The organism is Vibrio chagasii, assembly GCF_002954585.1.
GTDB classification, from domain to species: Bacteria; Pseudomonadota; Gammaproteobacteria; order Enterobacterales; family Vibrionaceae; genus Vibrio; species Vibrio chagasii_A.
On sequence record NZ_MSCI01000002.1, the window covers coordinates 2,413,349 to 2,433,762 of the forward strand.

Genomic DNA, 20,414 nt, shown 5'->3' on the forward strand with positions numbered 1-20,414 from the left:
CAGCGCTAATACTTTTGGGGAGTATTCGTGCTAGAAAGTTTCAGGATAAAAATGAATTGTTTCAGAAAGATTAGCCTAAGTCGGTCAAAAATCGAACCAAGTGCACATTTGGGAGGGAAATTCTGTTCACAAGCTTTAATATCTAGGTGTTTGATAAGCTCGTCACACTCTCGATTTATTGACGGACACCCGCCAACCACTTTCTTTACATTGCAACAACAAAAATTCACAAGTGATTATGCTAAGAGTTGATTAAGCAAGGCTCTGTAATTGGCAGAGCCATGAAGAATAGTAGGAATTAAAAGCGCAAGTTGCTTTTAAATTTTGTCCAGTCAAAGACCAAACCAGGGTCTGTTTTGCGTAAAGGTGCTATGTATTGATGACCAGTGATACGTTCATTAGTGATCTGAGGAAAGCTTGATACCAGCGTTTCAGTTAGCTCAGTCAAGGCGTTATACTGCTGCTCGGTATAGGCAACAAAGTCGCTGCCCTCTAATTCGATACCAATAGAGTAATCATTACACCTTTCACGACCGGCAAAGCTCGATTGGCCGGCATGCCAAGCCCTGTCTAGGAAAGAAACGAACTGCACCACTTCACCATCGCGGCGAATCAAGCAGTGAGCTGATACACCCATTTGATAAATCACTTTGAAAAACGGGTGTTCCGTAGGGTTGAGTTTGCCCGTAAAGAACTGCTCGATATAAGGCCCACCAAATTGCCCCGGTGGCAGGCTAATATTGTGGACCACCAGCAGAGAGATATCGTCGACACTCGGTCGAGCGTCAAAATACGGGGAAGGAACATGCCGAGCGTTTTCGTACCATCCTTTGGAGCAGATCGTCATCTTGGTCTCGCTTTCTTTTTTGCTAGCGCGGTAGATTGTGACCTTGCCCATAGAGCAGTCGCGCTAGCCTCTTTAATTTGAAGTTAAGCAAGAGTATCATTCCATTCCCACTCCCTTTCAAGATTAGATTTGCGATGAAAAACACACATAACAGTCACCAACGCCTTGACTACTTAAAAGAGCAGCTGCCTCTCGAGATCACTCGTGCAGTCGCAGAAACAATCAAAGAAGATCTTGGCGGTACGTTAGATCCAGCGGCTGATATTACGGCAAGTCTAATCCCAGCTGACGCTATCAACAGCGCAACCATCATCACTCGTGAGCACGGCGTATTCTGTGGTAAAGCATGGGCTGATGAGGTGTTTAAGCAGCTAGGCGGTGAAGTGACTATCGAGTGGAACGTAGAAGATGGTGATAAGGTTGAACCAAACCAAACGCTTTGTACCCTAACCGGTCCAGCGCGCGCACTATTAACTGGTGAGCGTAACGCAATGAACTTCATTCAAACGCTATCTGGTTGTGCGACAGCAACCGCTATCTATGCTGACAAAATCAAACACACAGAATGTCGCCTGCTAGATACTCGTAAAACCATCCCTGGCCTGCGTAGTGCACTAAAATACGCTGTGGCTTGTGGTGGCGGTTTCAACCACCGTATCGGTGTTTTCGATGCCTACCTAATCAAAGAAAACCACATCATCGCATGTGGTGGTATTGAAAAAGCTATCTCAACAGCAAAAGAGCTTAACCCTGGTAAGCCAGTTGAAGTTGAAACTGAGAGCCTGGAAGAGCTAGAGCAAGCGATCAACGCGGGCGCAGACATCATCATGCTAGACAACTTCACCACTGACATGATGCGTGAAGCTGTGAAGATCAATGCAGGCCGTGCTGCACTAGAAAACTCTGGTAACGTGACGTTAGACACCATCGCTGAGTTCGCTGAAACGGGTGTCGACTACATCTCTGTCGGTGCACTAACTAAGCACCTGAAAGCAATGGATCTATCAATGAGATTCAAAGCATAATTTACTGAATAGTAAATAGTTTCTATAAAGGCACTGTTGATGACAGTGCCTTTTTTATTGCCTTAATTATCAGTATCTCAAACCGTTATTTAAGTCGATCGCATAAATTTGCGCGCTATATGCAACAGCAATTCAATAAATTCAAAACCACTCGCGACCGCACCTGAACACCATTCCACTTCCCTACCTCGACTTCTATTCTCTCTACCATCTTGTGCTTGCACTGAAACAAACTAAAGAATGGAATGAAAAGAATGAATAACAAGAGCAAAAGAACAAATCAGAAAGGTTTCACGCTGATTGAATTGATGATTGTGGTGGCTGTGATTGGAGTATTGGCCGCAATTGCAGTCCCTCAATATCAAAAATATGTAGCTAAAAGTGAAGCTGCTTCTGCATTAGCAACACTAACAGGTTTAAAAACCAACGCTGAGGCTTATACCGTAGAAAATGGAGCATTTCCAGACGCGGCACAGTCAGCAGCCATGGGAACCCCAAGTTCAGATATGGGAACTATTGCCTTTGCTCGAACTGCCAACACTAGTGCTGGGACTGGAACAATTACATTCACGTTTGACGGAGTAGTAAGTCCAGACCTGCAAAGTCAGAGTATCTTATTAGCGCGAGATCAAAATGGTACATGGGAATGTAAGTCAACTCAAAGCATGATAGACAGTGCGGTTAATCCCAAAGGCTGTAAAACAGCACAATAATTATGCTCACAAACCTCCCTACAATTCTCCGTCAGGCTGATTTAATTAGCCTTACTCAAGAACAAGCTGTGGCGGAACATGTACAAGCTTCAGGTATTTCAACACCTGAAGCTTTACTCGTTCTTGAGCTCTTCACAGGCGAATCCTTAGCACACAATATACAAGCCATCTTTGGCTTGCCGTTAGTTCAACTGGCCAGCACAGATTATGAACCCTTATGCGATCAACTAGGGCTACGTGAACTGATCACTAAATACCGTGCTATCCCAATTTCAGTCTCTAATTCAACGCTCACACTTGCTTCCGCTGACCCAACCGACTTACAAGCTGAAGATGATTTTCGCTTTGCAACCGGACTTCAGATAGAACTGGCTGTCGCCAATTATTCAGAACTGGAAGGTGCGATACGCAAGCTATATGGACGCTCTATTTCCGGGCAAGACTCCAAACGCAAAGAGATCACCCAAGACGAACTGGCTAACCTAGTTGAGGTGTCTGACGACGAGCTCGCGTCGATTGAGGACCTCAGTCAAGACGACTCTCCGGTTAGCCGATTTATCAATCAAATACTGGTCGATGCGGTACGTAAAGGCGCATCAGATATCCACTTTGAACCTTACGAAGAGCACTACCGTGTTCGTTTGCGTTGTGACGGTATATTAGTTGAAATCCAGCAACCCGCTTCTCACCTAAGCCGACGTTTATCCGCCCGTCTGAAAATTCTCGCCAAGCTTGATATTGCTGAGCGTCGCTTACCTCAAGATGGACGAATAAAACTGCGCCTGAATGACGAACTCGCGATTGATATGCGCGTCTCCACATTGCCAACCCTATGGGGCGAGAAGATCGTTTTACGGCTACTCGATAGCAGCGCGGCTAATCTCGACATCGACAAGCTCGGTTACAGCAACGATCAAAAAGCCCTCTACCTGAATGCACTAAAACGCCCGCAAGGGATGATCTTAATGACCGGGCCAACAGGGAGCGGGAAAACCGTCTCCCTTTATACTGGCCTTCGTGTACTGAATACCACAGAGCGCAATATCTCCACCGCAGAAGATCCGGTAGAGATCAACCTATGTGGTATCAATCAAGTGCAAGTGATGCCAAAGATCGGCTTCGGGTTTGCTGAAGCCCTGCGCTCGTTTTTAAGACAAGATCCAGATGTGGTGATGGTGGGTGAGATTCGTGATTTAGAAACCGCAGAGATCGCCATCAAAGCATCGCAAACCGGTCACTTAGTGCTTTCGACTCTCCATACTAACTCTGCGGCAGAAACCGTAACCCGACTCGCTCATATGGGGATTGAGCCCTTTAATCTAGCCTCATCATTGAGCTTAATCATTGCCCAACGACTGGCAAGACGCTTATGCAATCAGTGCAAAACCGTTGACGACTCTCCAGACATATTTCTGCGTCACTCAATCCCTAACAGCAAAATCATTTATAAGGCTAACCCACAAGGGTGTAACGCGTGCAATCAAGGCTATTCAGGACGTGTCGGTATTTATGAGGTGATGCCATTCACCGACAAACTCAAAAATAGCCTGATCAGCAAACCGAATGCACTAGAGATAGAAGATCTAGCTCGCCGAGAAGGAATGCGCACACTGCAAGAATCAGGATTGGACAAGCTACTCGAAGGCACCACCAGCTATCAAGAACTGCAACGTGTTCTGTACTTGTAATCCATTGGAGCTTCAATGATCAGTAAACCTAAGCAATCACAATTAAAAAGCTACCACTGGAAAGGCATCAACAGCTCTGGCAAAAAAGTGTCAGGGCAGACCTTAGCGCTTACTGAATTAGAGGTGCGTGAAAAGCTCAAAGATCAGCATATCCAGATAAAGAAAATCAAAAAGAAAAGTATCTCAGCACTGACACGTCTAACCCATCGAGTTAAATCTCGGGATATCACCGTATTGACCCGCCAGCTTGCGACCATGCTAGGAACCGGAGTTCCAATTGTACAGGCCATTAAATTGGTCTCAGATAACCATCGCAAAGCTGAAATGAAATCTATCCTGTCACACATCTGTAAAGGTGTCGAAGCTGGTACACCTATCTCCAAAGCGATGCGAACCGCGAGTCGTCACTTTGACGACCTCTATACCGATTTAGTTGCAACGGGTGAACTCTCGGGTAACCTCGCGCAAGTATTTGAACGCCTAGCAACATATCGTGAGAAGAGTGAACAGCTCAAATCTAAGGTCATCAAGGCACTCATCTATCCTGCAATGGTGGTCACTGTCGCACTCACAGTCTCTTATTTAATGCTGACCATGGTGATTCCTGAGTTTGAGTCGATGTTTTCGGGCTTTGGTGCCGACCTCCCTTGGTTTACTCAGCAAGTACTTGAGCTTTCTCATTGGATGCAGGCATACAGCTTTTATACATTTGTAGGTGCAGGGTTGGCAGCTGTAGTTATCTATCAACTCTGTCAGCGTTCCTACTCGATTCGATTATCTACCAGCCGCTTAGGGTTAAGGTTTCCAATTCTAGGCGGTGTCATGGCCAAAGCTTCCATTGCCAAGTTCAGTCGAACACTATCAACCAGTTTCGGCTCTGGTATCCCCATTCTCATGAGCCTAAAAACCACGGCCAAAACCGTAGGCAACCTGCACTATGAATCGGCAATTATTGAAGTACATCGTGAAACCGCTGCGGGCATCCCTATGTATATAGCCATGCGCAATACCAATGCATTCCCTGAGATGATGTTGCAGATGGTGATGATTGGCGAAGAGTCAGGAAACCTTGATGAAATGCTCAACAAAGTCGCCTCGATTTATGAGTTTGAAGTAGACAATACCGTCGACAATTTGGGCAAAATATTAGAGCCGCTGATCATTGTATTTTTAGGATCCGTCGTGGGTGGTCTTGTGGTTGCGATGTACTTACCGATCTTTAATCTTATGAGTGTGTTAGGATAGCCAAAAGCAACTAAACACCCATGAGTAGAAACCTCTACTCACCTTGATTAAGTGGTAAAGAACACTATGGAAGTATTTCACTACTATCCTTGGCTATTCCCCGTATTAGCATTCATTTTTAGTCTTCTGATTGGCAGCTTCCTTAACGTCGTCATACATCGTTTACCAATTATGATGGAACGTGAATGGCAACAAGAGTGCTCAGAGTATTTCTCCCAATATAAAATCCCCGCGCCAGAAGGAAAATTCAACCTAAGTGTTCCTCGCTCAACCTGCCCTAAGTGCGACACTCAATTAAGAATCATCGACAATATCCCAGTGTTAAGCTGGTTACTCTTGAAGGGCAAATGTCACAGTTGTGCTACCCCTATCAGCATTCGCTACCCTCTGGTTGAACTGCTGACGGCAATACTTTGCACAGTTGTCGCGAGTCACTTTGGTTTCAGTTTTTACGCTATTGCACTGATATTTTTCACCTTTGCGTTAATTACCGCCACTTTCATCGACCTCGACACCATGCTATTGCCTGATCAAATTACCTTACCGTTAGTTTGGTCTGGTATCGCTTTAGCCTTATTTAATATCAGCCCAGTATCGCTTCAAGACTCCGTAGTCGGCGCCATGGCTGGTTACCTCGCGTTATGGTCCGTGTACTGGCTCTTCAAGCTACTGACAGGCAAAGAAGGCATGGGTTACGGTGACTTCAAGTTACTAGCCGCACTAGGTGCATGGCTTGGTTGGCAGCACCTTCCGATGATCATCCTATTGTCTTCGCTTGTTGGCCTAGTGTTTGGGTTGATTCAGCTACGCTTGAAACAGCAAGGCATCGATAAAGCCTTCCCATTCGGCCCTTACCTTGCGATTGCCGGCTGGGTGAGTTTGATGTGGGGTAACGACATCATGGGTTGGTATTTCACTTCAGTACTAGGAATGTAACCATGGCAATCATTATCGGATTAAGTGGCGGTATCGCCAGTGGTAAAACAACTGTCGCTAACCTATTCAACGAACACTTTGGCATTGATATTGTCGACGCCGATATCGTGGCACGTGAAGTGGTCGCTCTGGGTAGTGAAGGGCTAAAGCAGATTACCGAACACTTTGGCGAGGTTATCTTGCTTGAAGATGGCACGCTCAATCGAGCTAAGCTACGCGAGTTGATCTTCTCAGACCCAGAGCAAAAGCAATGGCTCAATGATCTTCTTCATCCCATGATTCGTGACAAAATTGACAGTGACCTGTCTAAAGTTACCTCTCCCTATGGTTTATTAGTCGCACCTCTATTGGTTGAAAACCAGATGCAAGGCATGACGGATCGCGTATTAATTGTTGATGTGCCTACAGAAGTGCAGATTGAACGAACGATGAGCCGTGACAATGTTTCTAGGGAACAAGTTGCATCAATTTTGAAATCACAAGCTTCAAGAGAACAACGTTTGGCAGTTGCAGATGACGTGATTAAAAACCATACTAAAAACCAAGAACTTTTGCCGCAAATCACAGATTTACATAAAAAGTATCTGGCAATCAGTACAGTAGATGGGTCAGAATAGAACTATGTTGAATGAAGGCTTGCTCGATGATCACCCACAAATTTGAACATCCTCTAAATGAGAAAACACGCATCTACCTAAGAGTGGAATCGCTCTTGAGGCAGCTACACCTGTCTTCTACATTTTCCGATGCTCAACAGTATCAACTCTTTTTCCGCTCTATCTTTGATCTAATTGAAATCTTCGAACAGATCCAACTCAAGAGCGAACTTGCAAAAGATCTTGAGAAGCAACGTGTAACCTACAAGAGCTGGTTAGACGTTGAAGGTGTCGATCAAGAGATGCTTACGTCACTGCTCAATGACATTGGCAATATCTATCGTGATTTAATGCACGCGGAGCGTTTTGGCCAATCTCTTAAGGAAGACCGCTTTCTAAGTGCGATTCGCCAACGTTTTAATCTGCCAGGCGGTTCGTGCTGCTTTGACTTACCAGCACTGCATTATTGGTTACACCTTCCTCTTGATAAGAGAATGAGAGATGCCAAAGCATGGATGGATAGCCTACAGCCTCTGTATGAAGCGCTAACGCTATGGTTAAAGCTAACTCGAGAGACAGGCCACTTCAAAGAGCAAATCGCTCGTGCAGGCTTCTTCCAGAGCGATGCTGAAGAAGCGAATATCCTTCGCCTATCCATTCCAATGCAATACGGTGCCTACCCGATGATCTCAGGGCACAAAAACCGCTTTGCTGTTAAGTTCATGAGTTTTGAAACAGGCCAAGCCTGTACTCAAGATATCGAATTTGAGCTGGCTATCTGCACCTAATTAATTCCCTTTAGCGTTTGGCTTGAGTTGTCACTTGAGCCTAAACTCAGTTTTATTACCCCTCTAATTAAGAATCACTATGTCGAACAAAATCACCATCGTTAAATGCCCACAATGTCAGACTGATGTTGAGTGGGGTGAACAGAGCCCACATCGTCCGTTTTGCAGCAAGCAATGTCAGATGATTGATTTCGGTGAATGGGCAGACGAAGAGAACAGCATCGCTGGCGCACCAGACATGTCTGATAGCGATGGTTGGTCAGAAGACCAGTATTAAGATTCGAGATTCGAGATTCGAGATTCGAGATTCGAGATTCGAGATTCGAGATTCGAGATTCGAGATTCGAGATTCGAGATTCGAGATTCGAGATTCGAGATTCGAGATTCGAGATTCGAGAAGAATGATTAGGGGTTGGCGTTTTGCGTCAATCCTTTTTTATTGCCGATTGTTTGGTGTTTACTGAAAGAGATTCCCTACTCCTTCCTTCGTCAGTCTAGGGAATGACGATTCTTCCGGGCTATTAAATTATGTTCATCACTGCCGCCTTAAGCACAGCCTATTTACAATAAATACCCACCATCCTACGACGTGATGTCATCTATTCGTCATCCCCAAGAGTGAGGGGCGAACGAGTTGGGGATCTCTTGCTTTCAAAGTTCTGAATAGCAGGCACAAAAAAGCGGAGCCAAATGGCTCCGCTTTTATCGATAGAATGCAAAAAGAATTACTTCTTAGCAAGCTTCTCTTTAATACGAGCAGACTTACCAGAACGCTCACGTAGGTAGTACAACTTGGCACGACGTACTGCACCACGGCGTTTAACTTCGATGCTATCAACCATTGGAGAGTGAGTTTGGAACGCACGCTCTACACCCTCACCGTTCGAGATCTTACGAACTGTGAATGCAGAGTGAAGACCACGGTTACGAATAGCGATTACTACGCCTTCGAAAGCCTGTAGACGCTCACGGTCACCTTCTTTTACCTTAACCTGAACTACAACAGTGTCACCTGGTGCGAATTTAGGAAGGTCTGATTTTAGTTGCTCTTCTTCAAGAGCCTTAATGATGTTGCTCATTTGTATAAATTCCTAGAATAAACTGATACTAAATTTAATAGGTTACTGCTTGCTTTTCGTTAAGAGCGTTGCTCTTTAATGAATTCAGCCAGTAATTGTTCCTGTTCGTCAGTCAGAGCTAGGTTTTCCAGGAGTTCTGGTCTTCTTAGCCAAGTTCGGCCCAACGATTGTTTTAATCGCCAGCGACGAATGTCCTTATGGTTTCCAGACTTGAGTACCGATGGCACTTCTTTGTCGTCTAGCACCTCAGGGCGCGTATAGTGAGCGCAATCTAGCAAACCATTCGCAAAAGAATCCTCTTCTGCTGATGCGAAATCTCCAAGTACACCCGGTACAAACCGAGAAACTGAATCAATCAGCGTCATGGCTGGTAGTTCACCACCCGTCATCACAAAATCTCCAATCGACCATTCTTCGTCGACTTCAGATTGAATGATGCGCTCATCTACCCCTTCATAGCGACCACAAATAAGAAGTAAATTCTCGTTTGTTGCCAGCTCTTCAACACCTTTCTGGTCGAGTTTACGACCTTGAGGTGAAAGGTAGATAACTTTCGTCTTTCCCGGTGATGCCTGTTTGGCAGTTTGGATAGCGTCGCGCAAAGGCTGAACCATCATTAACATGCCAGGACCACCACCGTAAGGTCTGTCATCAACAGTGCGATGTTTATCATGAGTGAAATCGCGAGGATTCCATGTCTCAATAGATAAAAGACCTTTCTTTACCGCTTGACCCGTTACTCCAAAATCAGTAACTGAACGGAACATTTCAGGAAATAGGCTAATTACGCCAACCCACATGTGTTCTCTCGCTCTATGATTTTAAAGTTAGAATCCAGGATCCCAGTCAACTTCGATCCGTTGAGCTTCGCGATCAACTTTCTTGATCACTTGCTCTTCAAGGTACGGTACTAACCGTTCCTTTTGTCCGAAAGCATCCTTAAGATTTGCTTTGATTACTAGAACATCGTTTGAGCCAGTTTCTAGCATGTCGGTAACGACACCTAGATCGTAACCTTTAGTGGTTACAACTTGCATACCAAACAATTCACGCCAGTAGAATTCCTCTTCTGACAATTCAGGTAATGAAGCAGGGTCTATTGCAATTTCAAAGTTAGTCAGTAGATGAGCGTCCTCGCGAACCTCAAAACCTTCCAGCTTACACACCATACCTTTGTTATGGCGCTTCCAGCTTTCTACTTTGAACTCAACCCACTTCCCCTTTTGGTTAACGTACCAAGGAGAGTAATCAAATATGCTTTCAGCGTTGTCTGTGTAGGAAAAAACTTTAAGCCAGCCACGAATGCCATAGGTAGCACCAAACTTGCCCATAACAATTTTTTCGTCTTGCTTGCTCATCGTTTCTTTACCCTTCATCGACATAAGCTATTTCTCTTTAAAAAAGAATTAAGCCGCTTTTTGAGCGTCTTTAACTAGCTTAGCTACACGATCAGATAGAGATGCGCCTTGACCAACCCAGTGGTTAACGCGATCTAGGTCTAGACGTAGACCTTCTTCTTGACCTTGAGCAGTAGGGTTAAAGAAACCTACTTTCTCGATGAAACGGCCAGTTGCAGCGTTACGGCTATCCGCAACTACGATTTGATAGAATGGACGCTTCTTAGCGCCGTGACGTGCCAAACGAATGGTTACCATGTCGTCCTCTTTGCTTTCTTAATAAAATAATTAACCCCAATAACCATTTATCACTAAACAGCTTGGGGTCTCGTGCCAAATTAAAGCCCCGGAATTTTACTCTTATTCCGGGGCAATGCAAGGGGTTTAGCTATTTTTTCACCAACATAGTGCCTGTATTCTTTCTGTGACACAGATAACACTATGAAAAGTAAAGGTGCTGCAGGTTACATTAGGCGATTATCGGCCGAACGGGTTGAAGCCGCCGCCCATACCACCCATGCCGCCCATCATACCTTGCATGTTACGCATCATGCCTTTCATACCACCTTTCTGCATTTTCTTCATCATCTTCTGCATTTGGGTGAACTGCTTAAGCATGCGGTTTACATCTTGTACCTGTGTACCAGAACCAGCGGCAATACGCTTTTTACGTGAGCCTTTAATTAGCTCAGGACGTTGACGCTCTTTCATGGTCATCGAGTTGATGATCGCTTCCATCTGCTTGAACATCTTGTCATCAACTTTATCTTTCACGTTGTCTGGTAGCTGAGACATACCTGGAAGCTTATCCATCATGCCCATCATGCCGCCCATGTTTTGCATCTGACCTAGCTGTTCACGGAAGTCTTCAAGGTCAAAACCTTTTTTCTCTTTGAACTTCTTAGCCAGTTTCTCTGCTTTCTCGGTATCAACGTTTTTCTGTAGGTCTTCAATAAGCGACAGAACGTCACCCATACCTAAGATACGAGAAGCAACACGATCAGGGTGGAATGGTTCTAGTGCGTCAGTTTTCTCACCAACACCTAAGAATTTGATTGGCTTGCCTGTGATATGACGAACAGACAGAGCTGCACCACCACGCGCATCACCATCAACTTTCGTTAAGATAACACCGGTTAGTGGAAGAGCATCACCAAAGGCTTTTGCCGTATTCGCTGCATCTTGACCTGTCATAGCATCAACAACGAATAGAGTTTCTACTGGGTTGATTGCAGTATGAAGCTCTTGGATCTCGCCCATCATCTCTTCATCAATCGCTAAACGACCTGCAGTATCGACAAGTAGCACGTCATAGAATTTCTTCTTCGCGTGGTCGATTGCAGCGTTAGCAATATCAATAGGCTTCTGGTCAGCCGAAGATGGGAAGAAGTCAACGCCAACATCGCTAGCTAACGTTTCAAGTTGTTTGATCGCCGCAGGACGGTAAACGTCGGCAGACACAACCAATACTTTCTTCTTGTCACGCTCTGTCAGCAACTTAGATAGCTTACCTACCGATGTGGTTTTACCCGCACCTTGTAGACCAGCCATTAAGATAACCGCTGGCGGCTGCGCAGCTAGGTTAAGTGCTTCATTAGACTCACCCATTACCGCTTCAAGTTCAGCTTGAACGATCTTAATGAATTCTTGGCCAGGTGTTAGAGATTTAGAAACCTCAACACCCACAGCACCTTCTTTTACGCGCTTAACAAAATCGCGGACAACTGGCAGTGCCACGTCAGCTTCAAGAAGCGCCATACGCACTTCACGTAGCGTATCTTTAATATTGTCTTCGGTCAGACGACCTTTACCGCTGATATTCTTCAGCGTTTTGGATAGACGATCCGTTAAATTATCAAACATAGTTTTCTCTTCGCTCAATCCTGCGACTATTAAGTTGAGTATACATTAGCGTGGATTAGAGTCATACCCGTTGTAGAGCGTTAATCATCCACGCTTGTGACGTGAGACGGTGTTCACTTGGAATTGAGTGAGGTTCACCATAGCCCCAAAGAGCGATGCAAGGTATAATTCGCCAATTAGTAATCATTTTAATGGATACCATGGACAGTCTTATTGCGATCGCAGCAGCCTTTCTTTATACAATGGCGATTTCCACGATCATTCCAGGTCTCGTGCACCAAACAGGGATCCGTGTAAAAACGGTGTTTATCAGCGCATTACTTGCTCTAGCTTTCCATGCTTGGTTGCTTGGCGACTTAATCTTTAATGCCAGTGGTCAAAACCTCAGTATCTTAAACGTTGCTTCACTGATCAGTTTAATCATTTCTCTAGTGATGAGCGGTGCTATGCTCAAAACCCGACTGTGGTTCATTCTGCCTGTGGTTTATAGCTTCGCAGCACTGAACTTGATGGCGGCAACTTTTCTTCCAAGTACCTTCATCAAGCATTTAGAGAATGATCCAAAACTGCTGATGCACATCTCTTTGGCACTGTTCTCTTACGCGACGCTCACCATTGGTGCCCTATACGCACTGCAGCTTGCGTGGCTAGATCACAAACTTAAAAAGAAGAAAGCACTGGTTATCAACCCTAACCTACCTCCATTAATGATGGTCGAAAGACAACTTTTCAAGATCATCCTAATCGGTAATGGCTTATTAACGGGTACCTTGTTGACTGGCTTTATCTTCGTACAAGACATGTTTGCTCAAGGTAAAGCACACAAAGCTGTGTTGTCTTTTATTGCTTGGGTTATCTACTCCATTCTTCTGTGGGGTCATTACCAAAAAGGTTGGCGTGGTCAGAAGGTGACTTGGTTCGCCCTTGCTGGTGCCAGCATGCTCACATTAGCCTACTTCGGTAGTCGCTTCGTTCAGGAAATCATCCTGAGATAACCCCCAAATTAAAGGTAAGGTCACGCATACCTTGCCTTTAAAATATTGAGTCAGATAGATTCAATTGACATCTCGACCATGTTCGGTCATAAATTAATCAAGATACACAAATAGGAAAAGAATAGTTTTGGACGACATATCAACGGGTATCTTATTTGCGCTACTCGCGTGTCTCATTGTAATTTCTGGTTATTTCTCTGGTTCCGAAACGGGCATGATGTCCTTGAACCGCTACCGTTTAAAGCACTTGGCCAACACGGGTCATAAAGGTGCCAAGCGAGTAGAAAAACTTCTGAACCGCCCCGACAGGTTGATAGGCCTCATTCTCATCGGTAACAACCTTGTCAACATTCTCGCTTCTGCGATCGCAACCATTCTTGGTATGCGTATCTATGGGGACATCGGTGTGGCTGTCGCAACCGGTACCCTGACTCTCGTGATCCTAGTATTCGCTGAGGTCACACCAAAAACCATAGCTTCCCTGTTTCCTGAACGTGTCTCCTACGCCAGCAGCATATTGCTAATGATTTTGATGAAGATACTGTCGCCACTGGTGATATTAGTTAACTTCATAACCAATGGCTTTATTCGTATTCTGGGTGTCAAAGCTAGCCACGACGCGACCGATCATTTAAGTTCTGAAGAGTTAAGAACTGTAGTAAATGAAGCAGGCAATCTGATACCTCAACGTCACCAAGATATGTTGGTGTCTATTCTAGATTTAGAGCACGTTACCGTGAACGACATCATGGTGCCTCGTAACGAGATTACCGGTATCGACATTAATGATGATTGGAAATCCATCGTCCGTCAGCTAACCCACTCTCCTCATGGTCGAGTAGTTCTTTATCGTGACCAAATTGATGAAGTGGTTGGCATGCTGAGGCTGCGCGAAGCGTATCGCTTGATGCTTGAAAAGAACGAATTCAACAAAGAGACTCTGCTGCGTGCCGCGGACGAAATCTACTTCATTCCAGAAGCAACCCCACTCAATATTCAACTACTAAAATTCCAACGCAACAAACAGCGCATCGGTCTAATCGTTGATGAGTACGGTGATATCAATGGCTTGGTTACATTAGAAGATATTCTAGAAGAGATTGTCGGTGAGTTTACTACTTCAATTGCACCAAGTTTATCTGACGAAATCACACCACAGAGCGATGGTAGCTTCCTCATTGAAGGCAGTGCAAACATCCGTGACATCAACAAAGGATTGCAGTGGGCACTCCCAACTGATGGCCCAAGAACGTTGAATGGTTTGATACTAGAACATCTGGAAGACATTCCAGAAAGCCATTTGAGTGTTCAGGTTGCCAGTCACCCTATGGAAATTGTGGAACTTGAAGAGAACCGCATCAAGCTAGTACGTGTGTTTCCACAAATCGTAAATGGATAACAGGTTCAGATAGTACTCGCTATTGACCTGCTAAGTGAGAAAATAGAAAGGCCCGGTTCAATGAACCGGGCCTTTTGATATCTTACTCATCGAGAATTAACTCAAATGATTAATCAACTTTAAGCTCTTTAAGCATCGACTCTGGCAGTGCTAGCTCGTCGTTCTTGTTTACTGAGATACCAGCAGCGATGATGGCATTCGCGATCTCTTTCGCTTCGTCTAAAGAGTGCATTGCCGCTGTACCACACTGGTATTCGTTCAGCTCAGGGATCTTATTCTGGCTCTCAACTTTCAACACGTCTTGCATTGCCGCTAACCAAGCATCAGCCACTTGCTGCTCTGAAGGTGTACCGATCAGGCTCATGTAGAAGCCTGTACGACAGCCCATAGGTGAAATATCGATGATCTCTACGTCTGAACCGTTCAGTTGAGCACGCATGAAACCTGCATATAGGTGCTCTAGAGTGTGGATACCTTTCTCAGATAGGATATCTTTGTTTGGTGCCGTAAAACGCAGGTCAAATACCGTGATGGTATCTCCTTTTGGAGTTTGCATTGTTTTCGCAACACGAACTGCTGGTGCGTTCATACGAGTGTGATCTACAGTGAAACTATCTAATAAAGGCATTGCTATTCTCCGTGACGGTTGGCTTTAGAAAAACCAACTTCGATTGTCTTCTAGTTCTTTGCGGCACTGTTTCAGTTGCCAGCCATAATCTTTTGCTTGCTGTTCGACTTTACGAGCCACCTTAATTAAAGATGGTTTGCTGTTATACGATTTACGCTTATAACCACCGCGGCCTTCATGGTAAGCCAAGTACTGGTTATATGGGTCCCATAGCGAGATACCGAGTTGACGACGCGTTTCACTGGTGTACCAGCCTATAAACATCAGCGCATCATCAAAGTTGGTTCTTGAGCCACCATGGTTGGTCGCTTTTTGGAAATCTTCCCAAGCTGGATCCTGAGCTTGAGCATAGCCATAAGCGCTGCTTACACGGCCCCAAGGAATAAACCCAAGGATGTAATCTTTTGGTGGGCGCGCATCATGACGGAAGCTACTCTCTTGTTTTACAAAAGCCATCGCTACGTTGATGGGAGTGCCCCACTCTTCTTGCATATCTAAGGCATCTTCGTACCACGATGGATGCTCTCTGAAGATGCTACATAGATTGTCTTGCTGTTTCGGCGGTGGTGTTGCACAACCAACCAAAAGGCTAGAGACAACACCGACAGTGACTACAGGTAACCATTTACTACTCACACGAGTAGGCTTACCTAACAAGGCTTGCTTCCTTTCCACCAACGTCTCGCTATGCTTTTAAATACGAAAAATAATCCGCTAAGAAGCTGTCAAAATCTTGAGTACTCGCTTCTTCAATTTGTTGCTGAGCAATCACAGAGCGTTGAACCTCTGCTTCCATCAGCTCAGCTGAATACACTTTGTATTGGTGTGCTTTGTGCTGTTGTGCGTACGTTTTACCTAGCGCACAACCAACTTTACCTAAGCCACCTAACTTTTTAGTTTCTTCTAGCAATTGGCCAGAAATGGTTAGCTCTGGGTTATCAATCCAAGCTTCAAGCGTATCGCAGGTTTCTTGGTAAGCTTGACCGCCTTGTTCAACGTCCATCATCTCAGCAATTGAGCGTAGATCTTTAAACACGCGCTTCGCCCAATCTTGCAGAGACAATCGCTCACCGTGACAACCAATTTGCAGTTCTAGACCAACTTGACGACCTTCTAGGATCACCTTATTCCAGTTGTCGCGCCAGCATTCAAGCTCGCAGTTATCCATCTCAGCAGAGTCAGTTAGAACACTCCAAGTTAGGAATAGGTCTAAGAAGCGAACTTGTTGCTCAGTGATACCGATTGAGCTGAATGGGTTTACGTCTAGAGAGCGAACCTCGATGTACTCAACACCGCCACGAGCCAGCGCTTCAGATGGTTTCTCACCACTCCTAGCCACACGCTTAGGACGGATAGGTGCGTAAAGCTCATTCTCAATTTGTAGTACGTTGCTATTAAGCTGACGATATTCGCCATCAACCTTAACGCCAATTTCAGCAAACTCTTCTGATGGAGTACGAATCGCTTGATTCAAGCCTTCAAGGTACTGCTCTAGGCTGTTAAAGCCAATCTTCAATACGCTTTGCGCACTGTTAGTGTAACCAAGATCACTCAGACGCAGCGCTGTTGCTTTTGGTAGATACAGTGTCTCGCCAACCTTTTCAAAAGGTAGGTTCGTTTCTCTTCCTTTGATGAAAGATGAACACAATGCTGGCGAAGCACCGAAGAAATATGGGATTAACCAACCAAAACGGTAGTAGTTACGGATCAAACTGAAGTAAGCATCTGATTTTGCGTCACTACGCTCTTGTTCTGTTTGTTCACCAAACAAGCTATCCCAGAAGCTTTCAGGGAAAGAAAAGTTAAAGTGAACACCAGAGATAATCTGCATCAAGCTACCGTAACGGCGTTTTAAGCCCTCACGATATAACGTTTTCATTTTACCGTTGTTAGATGTGCCGTACTGCGCAAGCTGAATGTAGTCTTCGCTACCAACATAACAAGGCATAGAGAGCGGCCACAGTTTTTCACCGTCTAACTTGGTTTGTGTGAAATGATGAATATCAGACAACTGATTCAAAAGAGTAGGAACGTCATTTGAAACAGGTGTGATAAATTCCAGTAGCGACTCAGAGAAATCAGTCGTTACCCACTCGTTCATCAACGCAGATCCTAAGGCCTTAGGGTGCGGCCCAGTAGCAAGGTGCCCATCTTCCGTGTAGCGTAATGTTTCCCTTTCAACGCCACGACCAAATTGAGAGAAGGTCTTAGGGTTGGTTGCAACTTGCTTTAGTCGCGCAGCAAAATCAGTCAAAATTCAGTTCACTTATCTTATATCGTTCTGATTAGAACTATCATAAATTAGGTTGGAGGAGAAAAGTAGAGTCTCTTCCCTCCCCCTTTAATGTGTACTCTAACGAATGATTTCAAGCTCTTCTATTGGAATATCTAACTTTTCTAATTGCGGGCGAAGCGATGCCGCATCACCAACCACAATTATTTGATAATCATTCGGGTCGAACCATTTCTTCGATAGTTCATTCAATGTCTCTTTTGAGACCGTCTCAACTATCTGATTACGCTGCTGTAGGTAATCTTCATCTAGGCTCAATGCAACAATATTACTCAACAACCCTGCTTTCTGACTTGGTGTTTCGTATTTGAGTGCATCTTGTTGACCGACGGCAAGGCGCATAAATTTCACCTCTTCGTCAGTTAATCCACTTTGGCTAAACTCATTAAGTTCATTAATAAACTCTTGAATCGATAGCACTGTCGCGTTAGCTCTTACCTGTGCGCTAAATACTACCGCACCTGTTTCACGAGTGCTGGCAAAGTAACCGCTCGCACCATAAGTGTATGCTTTGTCTTCGCGTAGGTTCTGGTTAATGCGGCTATTAAAGTTACCCGCTAGGTTAAAGTTAGCCAATTGGCTCTTATACAGCTCACCCGTAGCATCAAAAGGCAGACCTTTACGAACTAAGCGAACGATACTTTGTGGCGCGCCCGGCTTATCAACTAAATACAAACGCTGCTCAGTTAGGTCTTTGACGATCTGTGGGCGTGTCAACGGTGCCGCCTCGCCTTGCCACTCCTCAAAGAATTGTAGCTGCTTTCCAACCTCTTTCTTCGAGATGTCCCCTACAATAACAATATTAGCTCCTTCTGGAGTATAGTGTTGACTGTAAAACTGTTTTACATCGTCCAGAGTTAACGATTCTAGAGAGTCTTTAGTACCATCACTCGCACGAGCAAAAATACTGTCGCCAAACAGCACTTCACGGGTTGCTTGAGATGCCATCCAACTTGGTTGTTGATGCTGATATACCACCCCTTCTAGCATCTGTTTCTTAACGCGTTCGAAGTCTTGCTCATCGAACTTAGGCTCCAGCAAAACCTCTTGCACGATCGCCAAAGTTTGAGGCAGGTTTTTCTCTAGCGTAGAAATTGAAATATCCGTGGTATAGCTACCAGCACTGATACCCACACTGCTGCCCAACTTATCTAGAGTCGCCTGTAGCTCTTCAACCGTTCGCTTGGTGGAGCCTTCTTCCATCAGAGCGGCAGTTAAGTTTGCTAGGCCCTCTTGTCCTTTACGAACATAACGCTCACCTGCTGGCAGTTGAATTTGCATTTGTACCGTCGGCGTTTCACTGGTCTCTGTACCAATCAGGTCAGTACCATTTGCAAAGTGCATGCGATACAGCTCTGGCATTGTCGCTTCGACACCAAAGGTCACCTCAGGCATTACACTGCGATCAAAGGTGTCCGTTGCTCTTCTGAAGTTCAACTGGTCTTCCGTTACTTTACTGTATTCAGGCAAAGTACGTGGTGGCGTGGTAAATGTCGCCTCTCGAACGGCTAAATCAAGCTGCTTTTTCGGAACAACACTCAAAGTAACCTTATGCTTACCTTCGATGAAATCTTGGTAGGCCTTGCTCACGCTTTCAGGTGTGACGGCACGGATTTGATCCAGCTGGGACTCAATGCGATCTGGCTGACCATAGAAAGTTTGGTTAGATGCCAATTGCGACACCTTACCTTTAACACTTTGCAGTGCAAAAACCGCATCCGCTTCGGCCATCCCGGTAATCTGGTCTAGGCGATCTTGTTGAACACCCTCTTTCGAGAACTTATCTAAGGTATCCATTAACTCTTTGTTGAGAGCCGTTAAGTCACCTTTTTTACCAGAGTTACCCATCGCATAGACGTACATGGTACATGCCAACTCAGCACAATCATGGAATGAGCCTGCACTCACTGCTTTTTGTGTCTTCACTAAGTTTTGGTAAAGGTAACTATTAGTACCGGAACCTAAAACGTTAGACAGCGCATTCAGTGACGCTTGGGTCTCTTCACCGCGATAAGTCGTCGGCCAACCAACCAGTACCATTGGCTGACGAATGTTATCTTCTAGGGTGATGTACTTATCTTCCGTCAGTACCGCAGGTTGTTTCTCAGCAGGCTCAACCTCTGGACCTTTCGGGATTGGACCAAAGTATTTATTAACCCACTCAAGCGTATCGTCAACATCGATATCACCACCGATTGTCAGTACCGCATTATTTGGGCCGTACCAACGCAGGAAGAATGCCTTGAGGTCATTCACATCGACGCGGTCAAGATCTTCGACATAGCCAATTGGTTGCCATGAATATGGGTGTCCTTCAGGGTAAAGCGCTTCACCCATTCGCTCCCACATCAGACCGTAAGGGCGGTTTTCATAGCTTTGAGCACGTTCGTTTTTAACCGTGCCTCTTTGTACTTCGAATTTCTTCTGAGAAACCGCATCCAATAAGAAGCCCATTCGATCTGATTCTAACCACAACATTTTCTCAAGCTGGTTTGAGGGAACCGTCTCAAAGTAGTTCGTGCGATCGCGGTTAGTGGTACCGTTTAACGAACCACCCGCTTCTGTAATGATCTTAAAGTGCTGTTGATCGCCAACATTCTCAGATCCTTGGAACATCATATGCTCGAAGAAATGTGCAAAGCCTGATTTGCCTATCTCTTCACGTGCAGAACCGACATGGTAAGTCACATCCACATGCACCAATGGATCAGAATCATCAGGAGAAAGAATAACGGTTAAGCCATTATCCAATTGATACTTAGTGTAAGGAATCACCACTTTAGCTTTAGAGGGCTTAACCTCTTCTAAAAGAGTGACACCTTCTGGTAATGAGGAAAAGAAGGATGTTGAGCTAGGTACATTGTAAGAACAGCCGGCAATGGCGATAAGAGAAAATGTACCAAGTAAAACCTTTTTCATAGG

At 45.0% G+C, this 20,414-nt stretch carries 20 protein-coding genes; 10 read left to right on the plus strand and 10 right to left on the minus strand.

Features of this window, described 5'->3' with window-relative positions:
• Window positions 1-298 precede the first annotated feature (298 nt).
• Window positions 299-898, minus strand: coding sequence for a 1,6-anhydro-N-acetylmuramyl-L-alanine amidase AmpD (ampD, locus tag BTO10_RS19170; protein ID WP_105025524.1), 600 nt, complete (start codon window positions 896-898; stop codon window positions 299-301).
• Window positions 899-981: 83 nt separating this feature from the next.
• Between ampD and nadC the strand changes: the two genes are divergently transcribed.
• The 8 genes from nadC to yacG all read left to right on the plus strand — a co-directional run bounded on the left by nadC (window position 982) and on the right by yacG (window position 8,115).
• Window positions 982-1,872, plus strand: coding sequence for a carboxylating nicotinate-nucleotide diphosphorylase (nadC, locus tag BTO10_RS19175; RefSeq protein WP_004738163.1), 891 nt, complete (start codon window positions 982-984; stop codon window positions 1,870-1,872).
• Window positions 1,873-2,126: 254 nt separating this feature from the next.
• A complete protein-coding gene (locus BTO10_RS19180; protein ID WP_105025525.1) occupies window positions 2,127-2,585 on the plus strand; it encodes a pilin in 459 nt (152 codons plus the stop codon).
• 2 nt (window positions 2,586-2,587) lie between these two features.
• The gene (gene pilB / locus BTO10_RS19185) at window positions 2,588-4,273 is read left to right on the plus strand and encodes a type IV-A pilus assembly ATPase PilB (RefSeq protein WP_105025526.1); all 1,686 of its coding nucleotides are present in this window, start codon (window positions 2,588-2,590) and stop codon (window positions 4,271-4,273) included.
• 15 nt (window positions 4,274-4,288) lie between these two features.
• Window positions 4,289-5,518, plus strand: coding sequence for a type II secretion system F family protein (locus BTO10_RS19190; protein WP_105025527.1), 1,230 nt, complete (start codon window positions 4,289-4,291; stop codon window positions 5,516-5,518).
• A gap of 66 nt (window positions 5,519-5,584) precedes the next feature.
• Complete coding sequence (locus tag BTO10_RS19195) at window positions 5,585-6,454, plus strand: prepilin peptidase (protein WP_105025528.1); 870 nt, start codon at window positions 5,585-5,587, stop codon at window positions 6,452-6,454.
• Window positions 6,455-6,456: 2 nt separating this feature from the next.
• Window positions 6,457-7,071: a dephospho-CoA kinase gene (gene coaE / locus BTO10_RS19200; RefSeq protein ID WP_105025529.1), complete on the plus strand. Its 615-nt coding sequence runs from the start codon at window positions 6,457-6,459 to the stop codon at window positions 7,069-7,071.
• 26 nt (window positions 7,072-7,097) lie between these two features.
• On the plus strand, window positions 7,098-7,838 hold the full coding sequence (zapD, locus tag BTO10_RS19205; RefSeq protein WP_061032469.1) for a cell division protein ZapD: 741 nt from the start codon (window positions 7,098-7,100) through the stop codon (window positions 7,836-7,838).
• 79 nt (window positions 7,839-7,917) lie between these two features.
• A complete protein-coding gene (gene yacG / locus BTO10_RS19210; protein WP_004738153.1) occupies window positions 7,918-8,115 on the plus strand; it encodes a DNA gyrase inhibitor YacG in 198 nt (65 codons plus the stop codon).
• 448 nt (window positions 8,116-8,563) lie between these two features.
• Here yacG and rplS read toward each other — a convergent pair whose 3' ends face one another.
• The 5 genes from rplS to ffh form a co-directional block, all read right to left on the minus strand.
• Window positions 8,564-8,917: a 50S ribosomal protein L19 gene (gene rplS / locus BTO10_RS19220; RefSeq protein WP_004738151.1), complete on the minus strand. Its 354-nt coding sequence runs from the start codon at window positions 8,915-8,917 to the stop codon at window positions 8,564-8,566.
• A 59-nt stretch (window positions 8,918-8,976) separates the two neighbouring features.
• Complete coding sequence (trmD, locus tag BTO10_RS19225; protein WP_105025530.1) at window positions 8,977-9,717, minus strand: tRNA (guanosine(37)-N1)-methyltransferase TrmD; 741 nt, start codon at window positions 9,715-9,717, stop codon at window positions 8,977-8,979.
• A gap of 27 nt (window positions 9,718-9,744) precedes the next feature.
• Complete coding sequence (gene rimM, locus BTO10_RS19230; protein ID WP_032554095.1) at window positions 9,745-10,299, minus strand: ribosome maturation factor RimM; 555 nt, start codon at window positions 10,297-10,299, stop codon at window positions 9,745-9,747.
• Between the two features lie 24 nt (window positions 10,300-10,323).
• Window positions 10,324-10,572: a 30S ribosomal protein S16 gene (rpsP, locus tag BTO10_RS19235; protein WP_004410028.1), complete on the minus strand. Its 249-nt coding sequence runs from the start codon at window positions 10,570-10,572 to the stop codon at window positions 10,324-10,326.
• Window positions 10,573-10,791: 219 nt separating this feature from the next.
• Window positions 10,792-12,177 carry a signal recognition particle protein gene (gene ffh / locus BTO10_RS19240; protein WP_004738144.1) on the minus strand — a complete coding sequence of 462 codons (1,386 nt, stop codon included), beginning with the start codon at window positions 12,175-12,177 and terminating at the stop codon, window positions 10,792-10,794.
• 200 nt (window positions 12,178-12,377) lie between these two features.
• Between ffh and BTO10_RS19245 the strand changes: the two genes are divergently transcribed.
• Both BTO10_RS19245 and BTO10_RS19250 read left to right on the plus strand, forming a co-directional pair.
• Window positions 12,378-13,172, plus strand: a complete 795-nt coding sequence (locus BTO10_RS19245; RefSeq protein ID WP_004738143.1) for a cytochrome C assembly family protein — start codon at window positions 12,378-12,380, stop codon at window positions 13,170-13,172.
• Between the two features lie 127 nt (window positions 13,173-13,299).
• On the plus strand, window positions 13,300-14,571 hold the full coding sequence (locus tag BTO10_RS19250) for an HlyC/CorC family transporter (RefSeq protein ID WP_004738141.1): 1,272 nt from the start codon (window positions 13,300-13,302) through the stop codon (window positions 14,569-14,571).
• A gap of 109 nt (window positions 14,572-14,680) precedes the next feature.
• On the opposite strand, the gene luxS is transcribed toward BTO10_RS19250, so the two are convergent.
• The 4 genes from luxS to BTO10_RS19270 form a co-directional block, all read right to left on the minus strand.
• Window positions 14,681-15,199, minus strand: a complete 519-nt coding sequence (luxS, locus tag BTO10_RS19255) for an S-ribosylhomocysteine lyase (protein WP_008221069.1) — start codon at window positions 15,197-15,199, stop codon at window positions 14,681-14,683.
• A 24-nt stretch (window positions 15,200-15,223) separates the two neighbouring features.
• Window positions 15,224-15,874, minus strand: coding sequence for a transglycosylase SLT domain-containing protein (locus BTO10_RS19260; RefSeq protein ID WP_181143995.1), 651 nt, complete (start codon window positions 15,872-15,874; stop codon window positions 15,224-15,226).
• Between the two features lie 10 nt (window positions 15,875-15,884).
• Window positions 15,885-17,453, minus strand: coding sequence for a glutamate--cysteine ligase (gene gshA, locus BTO10_RS19265; protein WP_105025531.1), 1,569 nt, complete (start codon window positions 17,451-17,453; stop codon window positions 15,885-15,887).
• A gap of 99 nt (window positions 17,454-17,552) precedes the next feature.
• Window positions 17,553-20,411 carry a M16 family metallopeptidase gene (locus tag BTO10_RS19270; RefSeq protein ID WP_105025532.1) on the minus strand — a complete coding sequence of 953 codons (2,859 nt, stop codon included), beginning with the start codon at window positions 20,409-20,411 and terminating at the stop codon, window positions 17,553-17,555.
• Window positions 20,412-20,414 lie beyond the last annotated feature (3 nt).